21 protein-coding genes are annotated in these 18,278 nt (G+C 56.8%); 18 read left to right on the top strand and 3 right to left on the bottom strand.

Features of this window, described 5'->3' with window-relative positions:
- Nucleotides 1–82: 82 nt before the first annotated feature.
- From AC1RME_RS02560 to tssI, 3 genes are read right to left on the bottom strand one after another with little or no spacing between them, the layout of a single operon-like run.
- Nucleotides 83–1,162, bottom strand: coding sequence for a hypothetical protein (locus AC1RME_RS02560; protein WP_493090401.1), 1,080 nt, complete (start codon nucleotides 1,160–1,162; stop codon nucleotides 83–85).
- Nucleotides 1,163–1,175: 13 nt separating this feature from the next.
- Nucleotides 1,176–1,865, bottom strand: coding sequence for a DUF2931 family protein (locus tag AC1RME_RS02555; protein ID WP_192559327.1), 690 nt, complete (start codon nucleotides 1,863–1,865; stop codon nucleotides 1,176–1,178).
- On the bottom strand, nucleotides 1,858–5,199 hold the full coding sequence (tssI, locus tag AC1RME_RS02550; RefSeq protein WP_493090399.1) for a type VI secretion system tip protein TssI/VgrG: 3,342 nt from the start codon (nucleotides 5,197–5,199) through the stop codon (nucleotides 1,858–1,860). The genes AC1RME_RS02555 and tssI overlap by 8 nt, the downstream gene beginning before the upstream one ends.
- A gap of 717 nt (nucleotides 5,200–5,916) precedes the next feature.
- Between tssI and tssA the strand changes: the two genes are divergently transcribed.
- The 18 genes from tssA to tssG all read left to right on the top strand — a co-directional run bounded on the left by tssA (nucleotide 5,917) and on the right by tssG (nucleotide 18,271).
- The gene (gene tssA / locus AC1RME_RS02545) at nucleotides 5,917–7,479 is read left to right on the top strand and encodes a type VI secretion system protein TssA (protein ID WP_096817189.1); all 1,563 of its coding nucleotides are present in this window, start codon (nucleotides 5,917–5,919) and stop codon (nucleotides 7,477–7,479) included.
- A 32-nt stretch (nucleotides 7,480–7,511) separates the two neighbouring features.
- Nucleotides 7,512–8,015, top strand: a complete 504-nt coding sequence (tssB, locus tag AC1RME_RS02540) for a type VI secretion system contractile sheath small subunit (RefSeq protein ID WP_096817191.1) — start codon at nucleotides 7,512–7,514, stop codon at nucleotides 8,013–8,015.
- A gap of 28 nt (nucleotides 8,016–8,043) precedes the next feature.
- Complete coding sequence (tssC, locus tag AC1RME_RS02535) at nucleotides 8,044–9,519, top strand: type VI secretion system contractile sheath large subunit (protein ID WP_096817193.1); 1,476 nt, start codon at nucleotides 8,044–8,046, stop codon at nucleotides 9,517–9,519.
- Nucleotides 9,520–9,528: 9 nt separating this feature from the next.
- Nucleotides 9,529–9,936 (top strand): type VI secretion system baseplate subunit TssE, encoded by a 408-nt coding sequence (gene tssE / locus AC1RME_RS02530; RefSeq protein ID WP_007954373.1) that lies wholly within the window; start codon nucleotides 9,529–9,531, stop codon nucleotides 9,934–9,936.
- Nucleotides 9,937–9,947: 11 nt separating this feature from the next.
- Nucleotides 9,948–10,346: a hypothetical protein gene (locus AC1RME_RS02525; RefSeq protein ID WP_096817195.1), complete on the top strand. Its 399-nt coding sequence runs from the start codon at nucleotides 9,948–9,950 to the stop codon at nucleotides 10,344–10,346.
- Nucleotides 10,337–10,723: a hypothetical protein gene (locus AC1RME_RS02520; RefSeq protein WP_493090396.1), complete on the top strand. Its 387-nt coding sequence runs from the start codon at nucleotides 10,337–10,339 to the stop codon at nucleotides 10,721–10,723. The genes AC1RME_RS02525 and AC1RME_RS02520 overlap by 10 nt, the downstream gene beginning before the upstream one ends.
- Nucleotides 10,720–11,151, top strand: coding sequence for a hypothetical protein (locus AC1RME_RS02515; RefSeq protein ID WP_096817199.1), 432 nt, complete (start codon nucleotides 10,720–10,722; stop codon nucleotides 11,149–11,151). Before AC1RME_RS02520 ends, AC1RME_RS02515 begins: the two co-directional genes overlap by 4 nt.
- A gap of 11 nt (nucleotides 11,152–11,162) precedes the next feature.
- Nucleotides 11,163–11,675 (top strand): PAAR domain-containing protein, encoded by a 513-nt coding sequence (locus AC1RME_RS02510; RefSeq protein WP_096817201.1) that lies wholly within the window; start codon nucleotides 11,163–11,165, stop codon nucleotides 11,673–11,675.
- On the top strand, nucleotides 11,672–12,478 hold the full coding sequence (locus tag AC1RME_RS02505) for a hypothetical protein (RefSeq protein WP_096817202.1): 807 nt from the start codon (nucleotides 11,672–11,674) through the stop codon (nucleotides 12,476–12,478). The genes AC1RME_RS02510 and AC1RME_RS02505 overlap by 4 nt, the downstream gene beginning before the upstream one ends.
- A gap of 4 nt (nucleotides 12,479–12,482) precedes the next feature.
- Nucleotides 12,483–12,683 carry a hypothetical protein gene (locus AC1RME_RS02500; protein WP_096817204.1) on the top strand — a complete coding sequence of 67 codons (201 nt, stop codon included), beginning with the start codon at nucleotides 12,483–12,485 and terminating at the stop codon, nucleotides 12,681–12,683.
- Between the two features lie 70 nt (nucleotides 12,684–12,753).
- Nucleotides 12,754–13,215 carry a hypothetical protein gene (locus AC1RME_RS02495; RefSeq protein ID WP_493070299.1) on the top strand — a complete coding sequence of 154 codons (462 nt, stop codon included), beginning with the start codon at nucleotides 12,754–12,756 and terminating at the stop codon, nucleotides 13,213–13,215.
- 22 nt (nucleotides 13,216–13,237) lie between these two features.
- Nucleotides 13,238–13,990 carry a hypothetical protein gene (locus AC1RME_RS02490; RefSeq protein WP_493070297.1) on the top strand — a complete coding sequence of 251 codons (753 nt, stop codon included), beginning with the start codon at nucleotides 13,238–13,240 and terminating at the stop codon, nucleotides 13,988–13,990.
- Nucleotides 13,991–14,051: 61 nt separating this feature from the next.
- The gene (locus AC1RME_RS02485; protein ID WP_096817207.1) at nucleotides 14,052–14,438 is read left to right on the top strand and encodes a hypothetical protein; all 387 of its coding nucleotides are present in this window, start codon (nucleotides 14,052–14,054) and stop codon (nucleotides 14,436–14,438) included.
- Nucleotides 14,435–14,827 (top strand): hypothetical protein, encoded by a 393-nt coding sequence (locus AC1RME_RS02480; protein WP_102620676.1) that lies wholly within the window; start codon nucleotides 14,435–14,437, stop codon nucleotides 14,825–14,827. Before AC1RME_RS02485 ends, AC1RME_RS02480 begins: the two co-directional genes overlap by 4 nt.
- Nucleotides 14,824–15,045 (top strand): hypothetical protein, encoded by a 222-nt coding sequence (locus AC1RME_RS02475; protein ID WP_096817211.1) that lies wholly within the window; start codon nucleotides 14,824–14,826, stop codon nucleotides 15,043–15,045. The genes AC1RME_RS02480 and AC1RME_RS02475 overlap by 4 nt, the downstream gene beginning before the upstream one ends.
- Complete coding sequence (locus AC1RME_RS02470) at nucleotides 15,042–15,485, top strand: hypothetical protein (RefSeq protein WP_096817213.1); 444 nt, start codon at nucleotides 15,042–15,044, stop codon at nucleotides 15,483–15,485. The genes AC1RME_RS02475 and AC1RME_RS02470 overlap by 4 nt, the downstream gene beginning before the upstream one ends.
- A 27-nt stretch (nucleotides 15,486–15,512) precedes the next feature.
- Nucleotides 15,513–17,300 (top strand): type VI secretion system baseplate subunit TssF, encoded by a 1,788-nt coding sequence (tssF, locus tag AC1RME_RS02465; RefSeq protein ID WP_007954380.1) that lies wholly within the window; start codon nucleotides 15,513–15,515, stop codon nucleotides 17,298–17,300.
- A complete protein-coding gene (gene tssG / locus AC1RME_RS02460; RefSeq protein WP_096817216.1) occupies nucleotides 17,264–18,271 on the top strand; it encodes a type VI secretion system baseplate subunit TssG in 1,008 nt (335 codons plus the stop codon). Before tssF ends, tssG begins: the two co-directional genes overlap by 37 nt.
- The last annotated feature ends 7 nt before the right edge of the window (nucleotides 18,272–18,278 follow it).

Genomic DNA, 18,278 nt, shown 5'->3' with positions numbered 1-18,278 from the left:
TGAGTAACGGGGGAGAACCGTAATGAAAAAATGGGCACACCGATTGCGGTCGGGTGCCCATTTTTTGTGGCCGTATGTCGAGTCATTTACGTCGGAAACAGGCTTTTCCGTTTCCAAAGTTGACGGCGAGGCAGTCGGGTTCGATGGCTAGTTGCAGATCGTTGAACAGCACAGAGAGATCGCCGTTGGCAGGGTCAGGATAGGTTTGCCAGTCCAGCGTCGCCCATCGAGTTTCCGGCATCACGGTGAACCATTCGATGTCATCAGGCGAATTTTGAGTATGCAGACCGATTTTCTCCAGTGTCCTATTTGGGGAGAAGGGTTGTGTCAGCTTGGTCTGCTGCGAATCTGCCCAGACCTGCTTCAACGTCGAGCCATCTTCGAATTGCCAATAAACATCCACCGGCTGGATAGCGGGTGGTGAGATCGGGTCGAAGTGATACAACGTCAACCAGTAGTTATGGGCAACTCGCTGTTGCTCTTCCTGTGACAGATATCGGCTGGTAGTCGCCAGATCAAATCCGGTGGGTTGTTCGAACGTTAAGGGCTGGTTTTTTCGTTTCTTCCAGCCAATGTTGAAGGCGCGGCTATCCGGCGAAACATCGAACCATTGATCTGCCCCGTGATTGTGATCTGTGCCAAAACCAATTTTCTTCAGCGTTCTCTTGGGATCGAAAGGAAGCCAGAGGTCAGTTTGTTGATTTGAACTCAATACTAATTGGCCTCGCGGACCTGAATTGAACTCAAAATAGACAGTCACGGGTTTCAGGGGCGGTGGCGGAGGTTGGCGATCGTACCGTAGCTCTAAAACGTAGCTTTCTTTAGCCAACTCATTTTTTTCGTTGTCGGCATACTCCTTGAGTTCGACCAGCGTTCTCTCGCGTGAAAGATTGTAGGAAAGCTTATTTGCTGGTTGGGCGGCAGGCCCTTGCTCCAGCATGAGAGTGTTTTCCTCGACATACCAATTTCCCTTGGCGACACCGCCAGCCGAACCATAGGCGATACCGGCAGAAAAGGTGCCGTCCTTACGCAGCAACAACTCCGCACCCATCTCCATTGCACCTTGAAGGTAGTAATGGCCGTCCAGTGTGCGGACATCTGCGTAGGCCTCGGTGAAGGGAAAACTCAAAAAAGCCGCCATTAACAATATTTTTAACTCCATGTAATCACTCTCCTTACCAGCTTTCAAAGGGGATGCCGAATTGTTCGATGTAAGCCTTGGACTCTTCAGCGAGCGGTCGATGCCTTCCGTTGGACCTTCCATCGTAGGGGCCTTTGGGATTGATCGTGCCCTGGACCCGCATGACTTCGGTCGACAAAAGACATTGGCCGCCCAGCCAGACCTTGGCGATGCCGCCGGGGGCGAGGCCAATGATCACCATATTTCGGTAATCCGTGATCCATTTGCCGTCTGCCCGACAGAACGTTTGCTCACTCTTGAGCATGGTTCGGCGAGCCAAATCCGGGATTTCTATGTAGGCTTCGTAGGTTTGTGGCTCAGCCATGGACTGCCAGCGCACGTAGACCAGTCGCGGTAGTGCGGCCTCCCTGATATATCGACCTTTGCCTACAGGATGTTCCGGCCATCCTCTCGGTTGTCCCCGAAAAATGGCGGGTACACCTTGATTGAGTGGTCGAGGATAAGCGATGGCTGGAACTCCCCTGGCTGCACCTCGAAAAATTCGCTTATTGACGTCCACGACGTCTGCGGTTTCGATCCAGACCTGCATGTAGTCGGGTGCAAAAAACCTGAGGTTCCAGTCTTCGTAAGGCAGTGATCTTCTGTCGCCGAATGCACAGCCACCCAGCAACACAGCAAATGTCAGCGCAAAGCCAATTTTGAGCATGCACGAGTTCTCACGCATTGGGGTGCACCATGCGAACATACTTATCGGCGGGGCGATTGATAAACAGGATGTTCAGCTCAGTTTCGTTGAATCCCTTCGCAGCATTCCAGTTTGACGACAGATGAATGTAGCGTTGAGAGAGTATCTCTTGCTCATTCAGGCTCAGACCGATACTGCGTGTTTCACCCAGCGCATAAGTCATTATTTTTTTGGCGATACCTCTGAGTTCTTCCGGTAATGGATATTTCTGATCTTCTTCATCAATCGTATCGAACTCGACCCCATTCCTGGCTGCTAACTCCCGCATGACGCGCAGGTAAATCAGGGACAGATCATTGCGCACGATCCGTTCGCTGTAGACCGCTGCATACACATTCTTCGATTTCCGCCTGTCGCCCTTGACGTTACTGACCGTTTCCACCACCCAGCTCTTTACTTGAAGGGGCAGCCCATAGAGTTTCAATTGGTCTTGGCGTCGGTAGAGTTCTTGTTCAGCCAACCGATAAGCGTTGGTCGACGACGAAGGGGTATTAAAGTCCACATCGCGGCTGCAGCGCGGCTTGCTAAGCAGAACCCGTTCAACAAGATTCGGCAGATACCCGCCTCCCAGGTCAGAGTGGACGCCTGGCAGCACAATATCGGCGTTGCCGGCACTGTTGAGCGAAAAGTTGTGGCGACGCTCGTCCTGGGCAACCAGGTGCACGATTTTCTTCGCGAGGTCGGGCGCCAGATACAGATTGACGCCGGGGTTGTTGGCATCATGGACACTGAAATCGCCGTCGGCCATGCTTCCTATGGCGGCAGCCGTGTCGAAGATTCCGATGAAGTTGATGCTGACATCAATGTTGACCCGCCAGGAGAAGTCCTCAAGGAACAATGACGATTCCGCTGGCAGTAGCTGCGCCAGCGGGCTTTGCTCACCTTTCAACACTTCATTGGCGAAGTGCCTCGCAGCAGCGGCGCCACGGCTGAAGCCGAAGATATCGAACTGAACTGAATCAACCTTCCGGTTGGGGTTTGCCAACTCAAACAGACGAACTCCTTCGAGGATGCTTGCTGGACTTTGTTTGACTCTCGCCAGTACACCTTGCGCACCTGTGCCTGTCAGTTGCGAAAAAAACGAGTCGCCCTTGCGCCCTCTCGTACCGATACCATCAAGGTAAATGGGGATATACCCGATAGTTTCCTCTTCAGCTAATTGCCGGTTTCGGTCATCGATATACAATTCGTATAACTTCGCCACATTGCTCGCATCATTCCCATAACTGTTATCCGGCACATTGCCCTGCCCGTCATACCCATGCGATTGGCAGAACTGTCGAATGTCCTCGGCTTCCTCCTCAAGATTTACATCCCGCGCATAGCAACCTTTCACCTGCTCGCTGTTGAACAGATTGTTCCCCGTCCCATCGAAAAACACGCCGATCCGCAACGTAATCCCGGCAGGCTTTTCATCCTCCAACTCGACTTCTTCTTCCTCTTCTTCGAGTTCGCTGTTCTCCGGAGCTTGAGTAGAGGCAGCCGCCTGTCCAGCGGCCAGGGCCGCCGCCATTTCGGCCGCTGGAAGTTCAGCTGCTTTACCTGCGGATAACTTTCCCCCCGTCACAATCTCGGTACTGCTGTGGATCCCGCCTTCGTCGATCACGATGTGATGACCGCCCGCGTTCAGCGTGATGCTGGCGCCCGCATCCAGCACCACAGTGGCTCCGGCCTTGATCTGCACTTGCTGTCCCGCCTCGACGGCAATGACCTTTCCGGCAGATGTCTGGCTGCTGCCCTGGATGCTTTCCCATCGATCACGCCCGACTTCCAGCCGACTGTCATGGAGAATCTGCCGCTCCATGTCGCGTTGGGCACGCAGATAAACCAATTCCTGGCCGGCACGGTCTTCAAGCGTCAGTTCGTTGTAGCCGCCGGTGTCGGGTGAGCTGCGACTGCGCAGCACGGTTCGGGTCTTGTGCTCGGGCAGTTTGTAAGGCGCAGGCGTGAGTTTGTTGATCACGCAGCCGGTGATCAGCGGATGGTCGGGGTCGCCCTCCAGAAAGGTCACCACCACTTCCATCCCAATGCGGGGGAGGGTGACGGCACCGAAGCCGTTTCCGGCCCAGCTCGACGACACGCGTACCCAGCAACTGCTGCGTTCGCTGTTCAACGCGGCCCGGTCCCAGGGGAATTCGATCTTCACGCGACCGAATTCATCGCAGTAGATCTCTTCACCTTTTGGCCCGGTCACCCGCGCGGTCTGGCTCACCAGCGGTGGCCGGTGCGCAGGCAGAGGCGGGCGGAAAACCACATCGGCAGGAATGGCGCGGAAGCTGTTGCGGTATCCCTGGGTGAAACCGTCGGTGGGCTTGAGTTGGTTGGTGGCCGATTCCTCCAGCACTTGAGGTTGTCGCCCGGTGTGGGTGACTTCAAGCAACTGCCAAAGGCCGTTGCATTGCTTGCGGGTGTGTTCGGTCAGCTCGAACAGGTAACCACAGCGCAGGGTCGGCTGGTTGCTCTGGCCCTCGACCGTTTCATAGTTGGCGCGATGGCGCTCCAGGGCCTGACGGGCAAGTTGTTTGCCGCGTTTTTCGTTCTCCATCGCTAATGGGTAGCGATAGTCTTCAAGTCGCGGCGTGAACCCGGCGCTGAAGCGGCTTTCCAGCAAGAGATGCGGGCGTTTCAGATCGTAATCGCGGCGTGTGACATGACTGGTGCGTGTTCGGGCGTGCAGCGAAAACCGGCTGACCACCGGGTGCTCGGGCACCATCCCACAATCCTGCCGATAGGGAGTCGCACGCAGAGTTGGCAGGAACACCGTGTCATCGGTGAACAGCAGCAGATGCCCCTCGGCCGAGTGCTGGTGATGCCACGCAATACCTTCTTCGGCGCACAACCGCTGGATGAACTCGAAATCGGTTTCACCGTACTGGGTGCAATACGCACGTGGTGGCAAGGTCTGGACATGGAACCTGAACGCATCGGCAAGGATGCTGTGCCGTTTGAGCACTTGCGTGATGATCTGCGGGACAGTCTGGTTCTGGAAAATCCGTTGGTCGTGACTGAACTGCAAATAGTGAAGCTCTGGAACCAGTGTCAGGCCATAGTGCGACAGTCGCTTTTCCGACTCACCGGCCTGCACATTCTCGACGCGCCCATGAATACCTTCGCCGTCCAGCCCGAATCGAAGGAACGCCGGCTGCCCCAGTAAACTTTCCACGTCGAAGTCAGGGACCTCGCTGACGAGTTCAACCTTGATGGCATAAAGCGTGCTGACGGCCTCGGAGCCTTCGAAAGCCAGTACCTTGAGGTCGTTGCGAACGGCGGGGATCTGCAGCGTAAAGCGCGCAGAACTGACAGCTCCAGACATACGCTTGTCCTTAAGCAGAGAGGGAAATTTGGCGTGATGTCAAAACCCTCCCTGGTCTGCGCACGCGAACATTGCCCGGCACGCTAACAAGGCATGAAACAAATTTATGTAAGAAGAGTCCCTGGTTTAAGTCGGAGTATTCCGTGTTGTAAAACAACCTCAGGGTTGTGGGAAATGCCTGTGGGAAAGTGATTCAAGGCGATAAAGAACCCGCGCGATAATCCTGTCTGTGCAGGTATTCCAACAATATTCAACATATGAATTGCCATCAATTTGATGGCACTTTTATTGTCCGCAGTTGTCGCCATTCATTTGTTAATAGATGAGGGTGTATTTTCGGAAGCGTCCTACTTCAATTTTTTTCCGGTTTTGTCATGCTTTCATCCGTATTTATGGAACGGGCGTGCCATCACTGTTGCTGGCTTTCGCTGGGCGCTCTAGATCAATGCTTACGGGGTTGGAGGCCGAAAATGTGAAATATAAACCGATATCGGGGAAACCCCTGTCGCATATAGGGCGATCTCCTACACATCCCAATGAACAGTTCGTCTTGTTGTTTAATCGGATGCTTGCTAGTGGCCATCATTGTGATTACGATGCGCGCACTTGAAAGAGCACACACTCAATTGGATGAGTCTTCTCACTGCTCTTCGATACTGTCCCCGCGCCGCAGCAACTCCAATAGGCGCACGACCGTAATCCAAATAAAGGCCATGGATGTCCTACTCAAGCAAACTTTCCGCCCATTACCTCGAACTCGCTAAAGTCTCTGTTTCCAAAGAGAATTTCGCGGGTGAAGACGTTCGTTTTTCGAGCGAATTCGAGGCCCTGGAAAGCGAGCTGGCCAAAGCCTCGTCGATGCACGAAAGCGGGCAGATCGACTGGCTGAAAATCCGCGAAAACAGCGAAAACCTGCTGCGTACCCAATCCAAGGATTTGCGTGTTGGGGCCTGGCTCGCCTGGTCGTTGTACCAGCGTGAATCCTTCCCCGGGCTGCTCGCCGGCCTCGGTTTGCTGCACCACTTGTCGGAAAACAATTGGGCCGAGGTCCATCCGCTCAAACCCCGCACCCGGGCCGCTGCCATCGGCTGGCTGGTGCCGCGTCTGGAGCAGGTGATCACCGAGAACATCGCGATCAAGGAACAGTTGCCGATGTTCCGGCAGTTGTCCGAGCATCTGTCCGGTCTCGATGCGGCCTGTACCGAACATCTGGGCGATGATGCGCCGCTGCTGCTGCCGCTCTCCCGCCGCCTGAAAACCATGATCCAGCGCGCCGCCGACAACCAGCCGGCCCCCGGTGTTGTGGGCGCGGCGGTGGCGCAGGTCAAACAGGCCGCCAGCCAGTTGCTGGCGCCCGGCGCGCCGATCGACAACGAGAAAGAAGCCCACAAGGCCCTGCGTGCCCAGCAGGAAAGCGCCCGTCCGTTGTGCGCCTGGTGGCTCAAGCAGAAGGCTACCGACCTGCGCGCCCTGCGCCTCAACCGCACCTTGCTGTGGATGACGATCGACGCGGTGCCCGAGCGCAACGCCGAGCAGATCACCATGCTGCGCGGGTTGCCGGTCGACAAGCTCAAGCAGTATCAGGACCGTTTCGACCAGGGCAAATATGCCGACCTGCTGGTGGAACTGGAGGCGAGCCTGGCGAAGGCGCCGTTCTGGTTCGATGGCCAACGAATGGTCTGGGAATGCCTCCAGAACCTCAACGCCGAGCTCGCCATGCGCGAAGTGGAAATCCACTTCGCGCTTTTGGTTCAGCGCCTGCCCGGCATCATCGAGTTGCGATTCCATGACGGCGCGCCGTTCGCCGATCCGTCCACCCGGGCGTGGATCGCCGGCAACGTCATGCCGCACCTGCAAAGCGCCAGCGCGCCGCGCAAGGTCGAGTCCGATGACGTCCAGACTCAGCCGGCCTGGGAAAGGGCGCTGGAAGAAGTCCAGCCGATCCTGCGCAAGGAAGGCCTAAAACCGGCGGTGCAGATCCTCAAGCAGGGCCTGCAATCGGCTCACGGCGGCCGCGAACGCTTCTTCTGGCAGTTCGCCCTCGCGCGGCTGTGCTTCCTGGCCAAGAAATACGAACTCGCCAAGAACCAGCTCGAAACCCTCGATCAGACATTACAGGACTCAGGCCTGCACGCCTGGGAGCCCGATCTTGCATTGGAAGTGCTGCACCTGCTGCACAGTTGCTGCGAGTTGTTACCGCAGAACCATGCCGTACGTGAACGCAAGGAAGAGATTTATCGCAGGCTGTGCCACCTCGATCTCGAAGTGGTACTCGAATAGGCCCCAGGGCCACAACCGCAAGGAGAAAAGCCATGGCCAAAGAAGGCTCGGTAGCCCCCAAGGAACGCATCAACGTCACCTTCAAACCCGCCACCGGCGGTGCTCAGGAAGAGATTGAACTGCCGCTGAAGCTGCTGGCAATCGGTGACTACACCCACCGCAAGGACGATCGCAAGATCGAGGATCGCAAGCCGATCAGCATCGACAAGATGACCTTCGACGAAGTGCTGGCCAAGCAAGAGCTGCAGCTGACACTGAGCGTACCGAACCGTCTGCAGGAAGATGGCGAAGCTGACGAACTGGCCGTGCAACTGCGCGTCAATTCGATGAAGGACTTCAACCCGGCCAGCCTGGTCGAGCAAGTGCCTGAGCTGAAAAAGCTGATGGAACTGCGCGACGCGCTGGTGGCCCTCAAAGGCCCGCTGGGTAACGCACCTGCGTTCCGTAAAGCCATCGAAGGCGTGCTCGCCGACGATGAATCCCGCGGTCGCGTACTCGGTGAGCTGGGCCTGAACGCCGCAGCCCCGGACGCCTGAGACTCCAGCAGCCAAGGAAGCCAACACAATGAGCACTAGCGCAGCACAACAGAACGCCGCTGAAAACGGCGAATACAGCATCCTCGACAGCATCATCGCCGAAACCCGCCTGACGCCGGACGACGAAGCCTACGACATCGCCAAGCGCGGTGTGTCGGCGTTCATCGAAGAGCTGCTCAAGCCGCAGAACAACGGTGAGCCGGTCAAGAAAGCCATGGTTGACCGCATGATCGCCGAGATCGATGCCAAGCTCAGCCGTCAGATGGACGAAATCCTGCACCACCCGGACTTCCAGTCGCTGGAATCGTCGTGGCGTGGCCTGCAACTGCTGGTCGACCGCACCAACTTCCGCGAAAACATCAAGATCGAAATCCTCAACGTCTCCAAGGACGACCTGCTGGACGACTTCGAAGATTCGCCGGAAGTGATGCAGTCGGGCCTGTACAAGCACATCTACACCGCTGAATACGGCCAGTTCGGTGGTCAGCCGGTTGGCGCGATCATCGCCAACTACTACCTGTCCCCAAGCTCGCCGGACGTGAAACTGATGCAGTACGTGGCCAGCGTATCTTGCATGTCCCACGCGCCGTTCATCGCCGCTGCCGGCCCGAAATTCTTCGGCCTGGAAAGCTTCACCGGTCTGCCGGACCTGAAAGATCTGAAAGATCACTTCGAAGGCCCGCAATTCACCAAATGGCAGAGCTTCCGTACCTCGGAAGACTCCCGCTATGTTGGCCTGACCGTTCCGCGTTTCCTGCTGCGTAACCCGTACGACCCGGAAGAAAACCCGGTCAAATCGTTCGTGTACAAGGAAAACGTTGCCAACAGCCACGAGCACTACCTGTGGGGCAACACCGCTTACGCGTTCGGCACCAAGCTGACCGACAGCTTCGCCAAGTTCCGCTGGTGCCCGAACATCATCGGCCCACAGAGCGGCGGCGCCGTTGAAGACCTGCCTCTGCACCACTTCGAAAGCATGGGCGAAATCGAGACCAAGATTCCTACCGAAGTTCTGGTTTCCGACCGTCGTGAATACGAACTGGCCGAGGAAGGCTTCATCTCCCTGACCATGCGTAAAGGCTCCGACAACGCGGCGTTCTTCTCCGCAAGCTCGGTGCAGAAGCCGAAGTTCTTCGGCATCAGCGCAGAAGGCAAGGCTGCAGAGCTGAACTACAAGCTCGGCACCCAACTGCCGTACATGATGATCGTCAACCGCCTGGCTCACTACCTGAAAGTGCTGCAGCGCGAGCAACTCGGTTCGTGGAAAGAGCGTACCGACCTCGAGCTGGAACTGAACAAGTGGATCCGCCAGTACGTGGCCGACCAGGAAAACCCTAGCGCCGAAGTGCGTGGCCGTCGTCCGCTGCGCGCTGCGCAAGTGATCGTCAGCGACGTTGAAGGCGAGCCGGGCTGGTACCGCGTCAGCCTGAACGTGCGCCCGCACTTCAAGTACATGGGTGCCGATTTCACCCTGTCGCTGGTTGGCAAGCTGGACAAAGAGTAAGAGCGACTCATGGACGGATACGGCAGCCTTTTCGAACGCCTCAACGGCGACGCGGAACTACGCAAGGGCAGGAGCCTCGAGGCTTCTGCCATGGCGTCGGTGGCTGCCCATCTGGCCAAAATGCTCAGCACCCGGGCCGGCAGCGTGCAAACGCTGTCCGACTACGGGTTGCCCGATCTCAATGACATGCGTCTGAGCCTGCACGACTCCCTGAGTCAGGCCCGCCTGGCCATCGAAAGCTTCATCGAAGCCTACGAGCCGCGCCTGAGCAACGTGCGTGTCATTTCCCTGCCGCGTGACCACGATCAGCTTCGCCTGGCCTTCAGCATCGAAGGCCTGCTGGAAGTCGAGGGTTTCAAGCGTCAGGTCAGTTTCGCCGCGCGCCTGGATGGCAGCGGTCAAGTGAAGGTCAACTAAGGAGAACCCCGATGTCTGGCAAACCCGCTGCACGTTCCACCAGAAAATCCGGGTTCGTTCTCCTGATGGCGGTTCCCTTGTTTCTGGTGATGTTCATCGTATTGAAAGTGCTCAGTTCGCTGACTGCAAAGCCATTGAAAATCTATGAAAGTGAATCCGGTAAATGCCATATCTCCCGATATGCACCTGATTACGCGTTCCTGGGCGTGATGGGCGGTATTTTCGAACTGTTCAGCAGTCAGTTTTTCTACCGTGTTTACGCAACAGACGGTCGGCTCTTGAAAACGTCGGAGTGGTATCTGTGGATGAGGGAAGGCGACCCAGGCGCTGCCCCGGAGTTTCAAGGCGAGATGATTTTATATCCGGGCTCTGAGGGCTGGGAAAGTTGGGTAATTCCAGAATGCCGGTGAGAAAAGTCATCGTGGGTTTGCCTGTCTACCTGCTGGTCGGTGCGCTGTATTTTTTCGTCCATGATTTTGGTGTTGTTTTTTATAAAGCGCATATGGGCGGTTTTACTGATCGAGGTGTCGGGACTGGCATCACTGCTGAGCTGACGTTTTATTTTTTTATTGTGGTCAATGCTGCAGTTTTTTTTATGCCCTGGCATTCGATAAAGCTTGGTTTGATCGCGGTGATGGTGGGCGTGATCATGCTTTATTTCCTGCCTGACAACCCGGTGAGAGCGATGTCTTACAGCGCCCTGACAAGTGTCATGAGCCTGTTGGCGTTGAGCGTTCGCTGGATGGTCGAACAGCAGATTTCGCGACGTTGGCAGGAAGCGCCGTGAGTTCCTCCTCGTGGGTGAAGTGGGGGCGTAGCGCGTTGCTGCTGCTTGCCCTGGCTTTCGTTGCCTTGGTTGCAGCTGCCTGTTACGTGAAAACGGCGGCGTCTCGGCTTGCACACGTGTACTCCACGGACTGGAACGACGCCGGTACTTGCTACATCCAGTCCTACATTCCGCAGTATTCGGCCGTCGGCATACCGGGAATGATCTTCAAGCTGTTTGCCAGCGAAGCCTTTTTCCGGGTCTACGCAAAAGACGGCACGCTGCTGAAATCGTCCGAATGGTTGCTCTGGCAGAACGAGTTCACCACCGATGAACGCTCGCAGTGGGTGTACGGTCACGCGATCTACCCGACAGCGACGGGTTACGAAGGCTGGAATATTCCAGCGTGTGGTCAAGAAATGAACAGTCATCAAGCCAAGGTCAACTAAGGAGAACACCGATGTCTGGCAAACCTGCAGCACGCGTATCCGACCCCACCGCTTGCCCGCTTCCCGGCCACGGCACCAACCCGATCGCCGCCGGTTCCGGCGACGTGTTCTTCGACGGCCTCGCGGCCGCCCGCGAAGGCGATGCCTCCGCGTGTGGTGGTGCGCTGGTCGGCGGTTTGGCCACAACTGTAAAAATCAACGGCAAGTCAGCTGCTACCGTCGATTCCGAAGGTACGCATGGGAACAAGGTTACGGCGGGTTCCGGCACGGTGATTATTGGTAACTCGCATTCGCCGGTGCCGTTTGTGCCGCCGTTGCCGCTGATGCTGTTCTCTCACACACAACACGTAGTGATGAAAGATCAGGACGGCAATCCATTGCAAGGTATCCCTTACTGCATCCGAAACGCCAAAGGAGAAGTCATTACGGGTAGAACCGATGCAATGGGTAGAAGCCAACTGGTCGGTGGTAAAGAAGGTGAAAGTTTTGATTTTCACCCGGCAGTCAAGGAGCTCGAAAAGTGAGTGCTGAAGTACTTTCGATGTTGACCATGAGGTCGGTGGCGCTCACTCCGAAAGCCGAACAGGCAGGTAAGGAAGTTGTTCTCAAGGTTTTTTGGGCAACCACTGAGCATTGGGATGAAACATACATCGCCAACTACCATAAAGAAGTACCTGCAATCGTTGAGCGGCTAATGAGTTCCCAATATAAGAACTCGGCCGGAGAGACGAGAAATAATGAATTCACCTGTGAGGATTTTGCGATCAGGGTGTTGTCGGAGTTTGCGCAGAAGTACGGACTTCCCGTTAAATTGACAACGGGCGTTAGAACATACCGGAATATGGAGAATTACAATCCAGGTCAGCATTCCGATTACACCTCCGATCAGTATGGTTTCGCTGAGATGGTGATGAAGACCTATGGCGCTCGCGACATGCAGAAAGTCGATGTCAACACCGTTGTAGTCGCGTCTCCGACAGAGCTGATGTCAGGCGATATCCTGGCTCAGGCAAAAGACAAAGATAAGGGTATCGCTCACCACATTCAGCTAGCCCTTGAAGTGGCTGATGACAGGATTGATATCCGTCAGGGCAACGCCGATTTGCCCATCGTTCGACCATTCACCTGGATTGTGACCGCCCTCGGGATGAATATGGCTGACCCTCAGAGCATCCTGTATGCAGGTGTTCCCGTTCAAAAAGGGTACTTTGAAAAGACTGGGGAATCCTGGACCTACCATAATCCAGGTACGGGAGCCGTGAAGGAAAATTATCTTTCCATCTTTGAACTTTATCGTTGGAATTTTCTCGAGTTCAATAAGGAGTAAAGAGATGGAAAGGTATTTCCTTGATTTAATCGATGATAACTATTTTGGCGATCTCGCCCTTGTTTGTTTTGTTGTTGGATTACTGGGGCTGTTTCCGAAGTTTCGCAACAACAGGATTCATCAAGTGCTGAATTTTCTGTGTGTGATGGCTATTCCGCTGATGTTTGCCATCGGGGTTTATTACATGATGAGTTCAGGGGTGTGACCTTGGCGTCGGTGGCGGGTCGTTCGGCGGGGAGACTGTCGCTGTTTTTTTCTGGGAACATGAAACCGGAATGAACACCTACGTCCGCGTTGCCATGTGCCTGGCTTTCCACGTCGCAGGATGCGTTGCGTACACGTTCCTGAACGACGCTGTGGTCGATGCCTATAAAGCCTTCAATGGCGGCTTTACCACGCGTGGCGTGGGCATCGGTATCGCGCATTACACGTTCATTTATATTTTTTTCGGGGTGAATGCACTGGCCGCCGTTCTCCCCAGCCTGTGGGGCAAACTCGCTTTGCTCGCGCTGATGGTTGCCTGGATTTTGTTCATGATGGTGCCCCACAACCCCTTGCGTGCGCTGTTCTACACCGTGGCCCAAGGTGGCGTCACGTTGCTGGCGATTCTGCTCACGCAGGTCATTGAGCTGCGTTGGGAAAACCGCCTGCTGACGGGGCGGACGTTGCCTGCCCGTCCTTCGCAGGAGGTGGTCGCACCCGCTCAGGCCGCCTCGGCCGGGGGTGCGTATGAATAGCCGTCGAGTCATCGGTCTGGCCGTGCATGTGCTGGCCTGCGTGATTTATATCGTCCTGAATGGCTATGCCGTGCCCGCCTATAAACAGCTGGTCGGTGGGCTGACCTCGCGTGGCGTTGCCATTGGCATGGCGATGTACCTGATTTTCTACTTTTTCGTTTCTCTGAATCTGATTCTGGTCTTCATTCAGCGCCAGGCCATTGCGTTTGGCCTGGTGATTTTCATGATGCTGACGATCCTGTTTTACCTGCTGCCGCAGTATCCCATCCGGGGTTTGGCGTACTGCGCACTTACGGGTGGTTTGACGGTTGGCGCGATCCTGCTGACCAGCGCCATAAATTCGGTGTACACCCGCTGGCGCCGGCAGACTGGGGCGCAACCGCTGACGATTCATCCGCGTCGAGCGACATCGCGAATGCTGTTGGTGGCCGCGCTGGTCGGTGTGTGCATTTGTACTGTTTTGCTTGGGTTGAAGATTTTCGGTGGTGTAACGGCAGAGCCCATCACCCGGCACTCGAACGATTCGGGCGAGTGCTATCTCGTAACCTACGCGCCTGGCTATCACAAGCTGGGATTGATCGGGGGTGTGTTCGAGTTGTTCGCCAGTGAGTACTTTTTCCGCGTGTACACCGCTGACGGCACGCTGCTGGAATCGTCCGAATGGAATTTTCGGGTGACTGAAGTTTTTGTTGAGCCTCCGGATTTCAGAGGCGCGACGGTGCTGTATCCAGGTACGCAGGGTTATGAAGACTGGTGGGTGCCGGAATGCGCCTGATCGCCAAAAACAACCAGTGCACAGGCTTCGACAAGCGCGATGTGCGTACATGGTGCACGCCATGATGCCTTGGCCGCGCGTATGGAAATGGCTCAACCACCTGCTGAGCCTGATCGGAGCATTGGCAATCATCGCGGTCGTGATGGTCGTGAGCAAATTGAGCTGGAGTCACTCGAAAAAACCGGTATTGCCCGGTCATCCCGACGCGGTTTGGCGTGGTGCCGAGGATGGTGGCGACTTCATCGAAATTACCCGGTCGAGTCCACCGGACTACTTCATTGAGGTGCGCTCAGAGGGCGGCAGTCTCGTCAAGGAAGGCTGGGTGCGCTTCGCCACTCACGATGGCAAACCGTTGACGATGAATCGGGTCAGCGCTTTCGACGGTGAATACCTCTTCGTTGATTCGTACGTGCCGGTCACGACGAGCAAGGGAGGGCGTGTTCAGTGAAATTCAGCGCCTGCATGACATCGCTGTCGGCGGTTGGCCTGTTGTTCGGGGGCTGCACGACGCAGCTGGTTTATATAAACGACATTTACCTCGTCAACACCTGTGGCGTACCGCTTGAAGTGCAACCGCAGCATTCGACCAACTGGTTGCCGCCGATCACGCCGCGTCTGGTTGCACCGGGCGAGCGAGTCAGTGTTGCCAGCTACAAGTCCTACGGTGAAGACGTCGACGAGCAAATCAGCGGTCGCTATTCGCTCTCTGTGAAAGGGCCGGAGCGTGAGCGCCTCGTCAGCGCAGATGAAATGCGCCACGCCTTGCTCGGTGCCAAACGCGAGCGCGATGGACTGCAACGCAGCTGGATTCTCAAGGATGGAGTGTTTTGCCCATGATCGCGGTATCCGACGAGATGCGCATGTATCTGATGTTCATCGCCGACAGCAATCTGTTCGGCGGCATCGCGATCCTGAGTTTTATGTTGATCGTCACGGCGATCAGCAAACGTCTGCGCCAGTCATGGTTGCATCGAGCACTGACGTTCATGGTTCTGGTTTCGCTGGTCACAATCGAAATCGCCGGCGGTTACTACTCATCGGTGCCTCCCGCATGAATACATCGCTGATGCTGCTTAGCCGCGCGCAACTGAATTTCTTCATGGCTGCCTTGTGGTCGCCATTGCTGCTCATGCTGGCGTTTTCATCCTATGGCCTGTGGATTGGCGAATATTCGACATTCGATTCGTCCGAGACCCACTGGGTGTATCTGTTGTGGTTCGGTATGCCCGGGCTGCTGTTGTTTGCGCTGTGGGTATCGCGGGCCGCGAAGAGCCGCAATGAGCAGCAGGCGCTGCGGATGGTCTGGCTGGCGCCGTTGAAGTTCATCCCTTTCTACGCGGTGCCTTGGATGCTTTATGGCTTGTGCAGTCTGGTCGCCGGGCCGTTCAACGATGCTTTCATGGCCTACGGCTGGATTCTGCTCGTGCCGTACCTCCTGATCGCCGGTTACTGCTGTGCCGGCGTGACGGTCGCGCTCTACAGGATATTTTTTTGATGAGTTCCACTACCAGGCAGGTAACCCGTGTCCTTTAACCACTACTACCAAAGCGAACTCACCGCACTGCGCCAACTGGGCCGCCGTTTCGCCGAGCGTAGTCCGGCGTTGGCGCCGTTCCTGGGGCAGGCCGGGCGGGATCCGGACGTGGAGCGGTTGCTGGAAGGCTTTGCGTTTCTGACCGGGCGGCTGCGCCAGAAGCTCGATGACGAGTTGCCGGAGCTCAGCCATTCGCTGATGCAGTTGCTGTGGCCGAACTACATGCGCCCGCTGCCGGCGTTCAGCATTCTGCAGTTCGATCCGCTCAAGCGCTCGGGGCCGGCGCTGAAGGTCGAGCGGGATACGCCGATTGAAAGCGTGCCGATCGAAGACGTGCGTTGCCGCTTCCGCACCTGCTACCCGACCGAAGTCATGGCGCTGGATCTGGCCGCGCTGAACTACTCGGTGAAGGGCGACGGTTCGCTGCTCAGCCTGCGCCTGGAAATGAGTGCCGACGGCCACCTCGGCGAGCTGGAGCTGAGCAAGCTGCGTCTGCACTTTGCCGGTGAGCGCTACATCAGCCAGATGCTCTACCTGAGCCTGCTGCGCAACCTCGACGGCATCGAACTGATCCCGCTCGACGGCGCCGGCAAGCCTATCGACGGTGTGAGCGGCAAACCGATGGCGTTCAAGATTCCGGGCGACCGCGTCAAGCCAGTGGGTTTTGCCGAAGAAGAAGCATTGATCCCGTATCCGCTGAACACCTTCCGGGGCTATCGCTACCTGCAGGAATACTTCGCTTTCCAGGACAAATTCCTGTTCGTCGATGTCCACGGTCTGGACATTCTCAAGGCGCTGCCGGAAGACACCCTCAAGCAGATGCGTGGCCTGGAATTGCGCTTCGACATCCGCAAGAGCGGCATCATGCGCATGCGTCCGACGACGGATAACGTGAAGCTGTTCTGCACACCGATCGTCAACCTGTTCAAGCACGACGCGCTGCCGATCCGCCTCGACGGCAAACAGGATGAATACTTGCTGCTGCCGGCGGAATTCGATCTGGAAAACTGCGGCGTGTTCTCGGTGGAAACCGTGACCGGCTGGAAGCCCGGCGGCCTCGGTTATCAGGAATACGTGCCGTTCGAATCCTTCGAGCACGACCCGAGTTTCGATGTGCCCAACAGCCGTCCGCATTACAGCATCCGCCAGCGTTCGTCGCTGCTGCACGACGGCCTCGACACCTACCTGAGCTTCGGCATTCGCCACACCGAAGCCCACGAAACCCTGTCGATCGAGCTGGTCTGCACCAACCAGAACCTGCCGCGCAAACTCAAGCTCGGGCAGATCTGCATGGCCTGCGAAGAGACCCCGGAGTTCCTGAGTTTCCGCAACATCACCCCGGCCACTTCCAGTTTTGCGCCGCCGCTGAACCGTGACTTCCTGTGGAAGCTGATCAGCAACATGTCGCTTAACTATCTGTCGCTGGCCGACGTCAATGCACTGAAGGTGATTCTCGAAACCTACGACCTGCCGCGCTACTACGACCAGCACGCGGAGAAGGTCAGCAAGCGCCTGCTCGGCGGTCTGAAACTGATCAAGCATCACCACGTGGACCGGCTGCACCGTGGTCTGCCGGTGCGCGGTTTGCGCACCGAACTGACCATCGACCCGGAAGGGTATATCGGTGAAGGCGACCTGTTCGTCTTCGCCTCGGTTCTCAACGAGTTTTTCGCGCTTTACGCCAGTCTCAATTCGTTCCACGAGCTGCGAGTAAAAAGCACACAGGGAGAGGTGTACCAATGGACACCACGTATGGGTCTGCAGCCCCTGCTTTAAGCGGGCTGACCCGGGTAATACGCGAGTACTCGCTGTTTCAGGCCGTGTTGCTGGTGATCGACCGGCTGCGCGACGCGCACCCGTACCTGAGCGAAGACGATCTGTACGACCAGCTGGAATTCCAGGCCAACCCGAGCCTGGGATTTCCCGGCAGCGACGTCGATCGCGTGGAGTTTTTCGAAGAACACGGGCAGATGCGCGCGCGCCTGCGTTTCAACCTGATCGGCCTGGTCGGTTCCGGTTCGCCGCTGCCGGCGTTCTACGGCGAACAAGCCCTGGGCGACAGTGAAGACGGCAACCCGACGCGCAATTTCCTCGACCTGTTCCACCATCGCCTGCAACGCCTGCTGCTGCCGATCTGGCGCAAGTATCGCTATCGCGCGAGCTTCCAGAGCGGTGCGGTTGACCCGTTCTCGTCGCAGCTGTTCGCCCTGATCGGCCTCGGCGGCGACGAGATCCGCCGGGCCAAGGAACTGAACTGGAAACGCCTGCTGCCGTACCTCGGTCTGCTCAGTCTGCGGGCGCACTCGGCGGCGCTGATCGAAGCGGTGCTGCGTTACTACTTCAAGCACGAAGACCTGGTCATCGAGCAGTGCATCGAGCGCCGCGTGGAAATCCTCGAAGAGCAACGCAACCGCCTCGGCTTCGCCAACAGCGTGCTGGGTGAAGACCTGGTGCTGGGCGAACACGTGCGCGACCGCAGCGGCAAGTTCCGCATTCACATCACCGAACTCGACTGGGAACGCTTCCACGAATTCCTGCCCATCGGTTTCGGTTACCAGCCGCTCTGCGCGCTGGTGCGGTTCACCTTGCGTGACCCGCTCGATTACGACATTCGCCTGGTGCTGCGCCCGGAAGAAATCCGCGAACTGCGCATTGGCGAGAAGAACGACTGTCGCCTGGGGTGGACCAGTTGGCTGGGCTGCGAGAAAGCAGACGGCGTGGTGACACTCGGCAGCAAAATTCATTAAGGACGTG

It is taken from the genome of Pseudomonas sp. GW822-FHT03F08 (assembly GCF_058801265.1).
The sequence above is the reverse complement of the archived record's forward strand: the minus strand, read 5'-3'. Positions and strand labels throughout refer to the sequence as shown.

Excerpts from the sequence above, each read along its gene's own strand:
- AC1RME_RS02560 (WP_493090401.1), bottom strand. The coding sequence starts at position 1,162 with ATGGAGTTAAAAATATTGTTAATGGCGGCTTTTTTGAGTTTTCCCTTC.
- AC1RME_RS02555 (WP_192559327.1), bottom strand. The coding sequence starts at position 1,865 with ATGCGTGAGAACTCGTGCATGCTCAAAATTGGCTTTGCGCTGACATTT.
- tssI (WP_493090399.1), bottom strand. The coding sequence starts at position 5,199 with ATGTCTGGAGCTGTCAGTTCTGCGCGCTTTACGCTGCAGATCCCCGCC.
- tssA (WP_096817189.1), top strand. The coding sequence starts at position 5,917 with ATGTCCTACTCAAGCAAACTTTCCGCCCATTACCTCGAACTCGCTAAA.
- tssB (WP_096817191.1), top strand. The coding sequence starts at position 7,512 with ATGGCCAAAGAAGGCTCGGTAGCCCCCAAGGAACGCATCAACGTCACC.
- tssC (WP_096817193.1), top strand. The coding sequence starts at position 8,044 with ATGAGCACTAGCGCAGCACAACAGAACGCCGCTGAAAACGGCGAATAC.
- tssE (WP_007954373.1), top strand. The coding sequence starts at position 9,529 with ATGGACGGATACGGCAGCCTTTTCGAACGCCTCAACGGCGACGCGGAA.
- AC1RME_RS02525 (WP_096817195.1), top strand. The coding sequence starts at position 9,948 with ATGTCTGGCAAACCCGCTGCACGTTCCACCAGAAAATCCGGGTTCGTT.
- AC1RME_RS02520 (WP_493090396.1), top strand. The coding sequence starts at position 10,337 with ATGCCGGTGAGAAAAGTCATCGTGGGTTTGCCTGTCTACCTGCTGGTC.
- AC1RME_RS02510 (WP_096817201.1), top strand. The coding sequence starts at position 11,163 with ATGTCTGGCAAACCTGCAGCACGCGTATCCGACCCCACCGCTTGCCCG.
- AC1RME_RS02500 (WP_096817204.1), top strand. The coding sequence starts at position 12,483 with ATGGAAAGGTATTTCCTTGATTTAATCGATGATAACTATTTTGGCGAT.
- AC1RME_RS02495 (WP_493070299.1), top strand. The coding sequence starts at position 12,754 with ATGAACACCTACGTCCGCGTTGCCATGTGCCTGGCTTTCCACGTCGCA.
- AC1RME_RS02485 (WP_096817207.1), top strand. The coding sequence starts at position 14,052 with ATGATGCCTTGGCCGCGCGTATGGAAATGGCTCAACCACCTGCTGAGC.
- AC1RME_RS02475 (WP_096817211.1), top strand. The coding sequence starts at position 14,824 with ATGATCGCGGTATCCGACGAGATGCGCATGTATCTGATGTTCATCGCC.
- AC1RME_RS02470 (WP_096817213.1), top strand. The coding sequence starts at position 15,042 with ATGAATACATCGCTGATGCTGCTTAGCCGCGCGCAACTGAATTTCTTC.
- tssG (WP_096817216.1), top strand. The coding sequence starts at position 17,264 with ATGGACACCACGTATGGGTCTGCAGCCCCTGCTTTAAGCGGGCTGACC.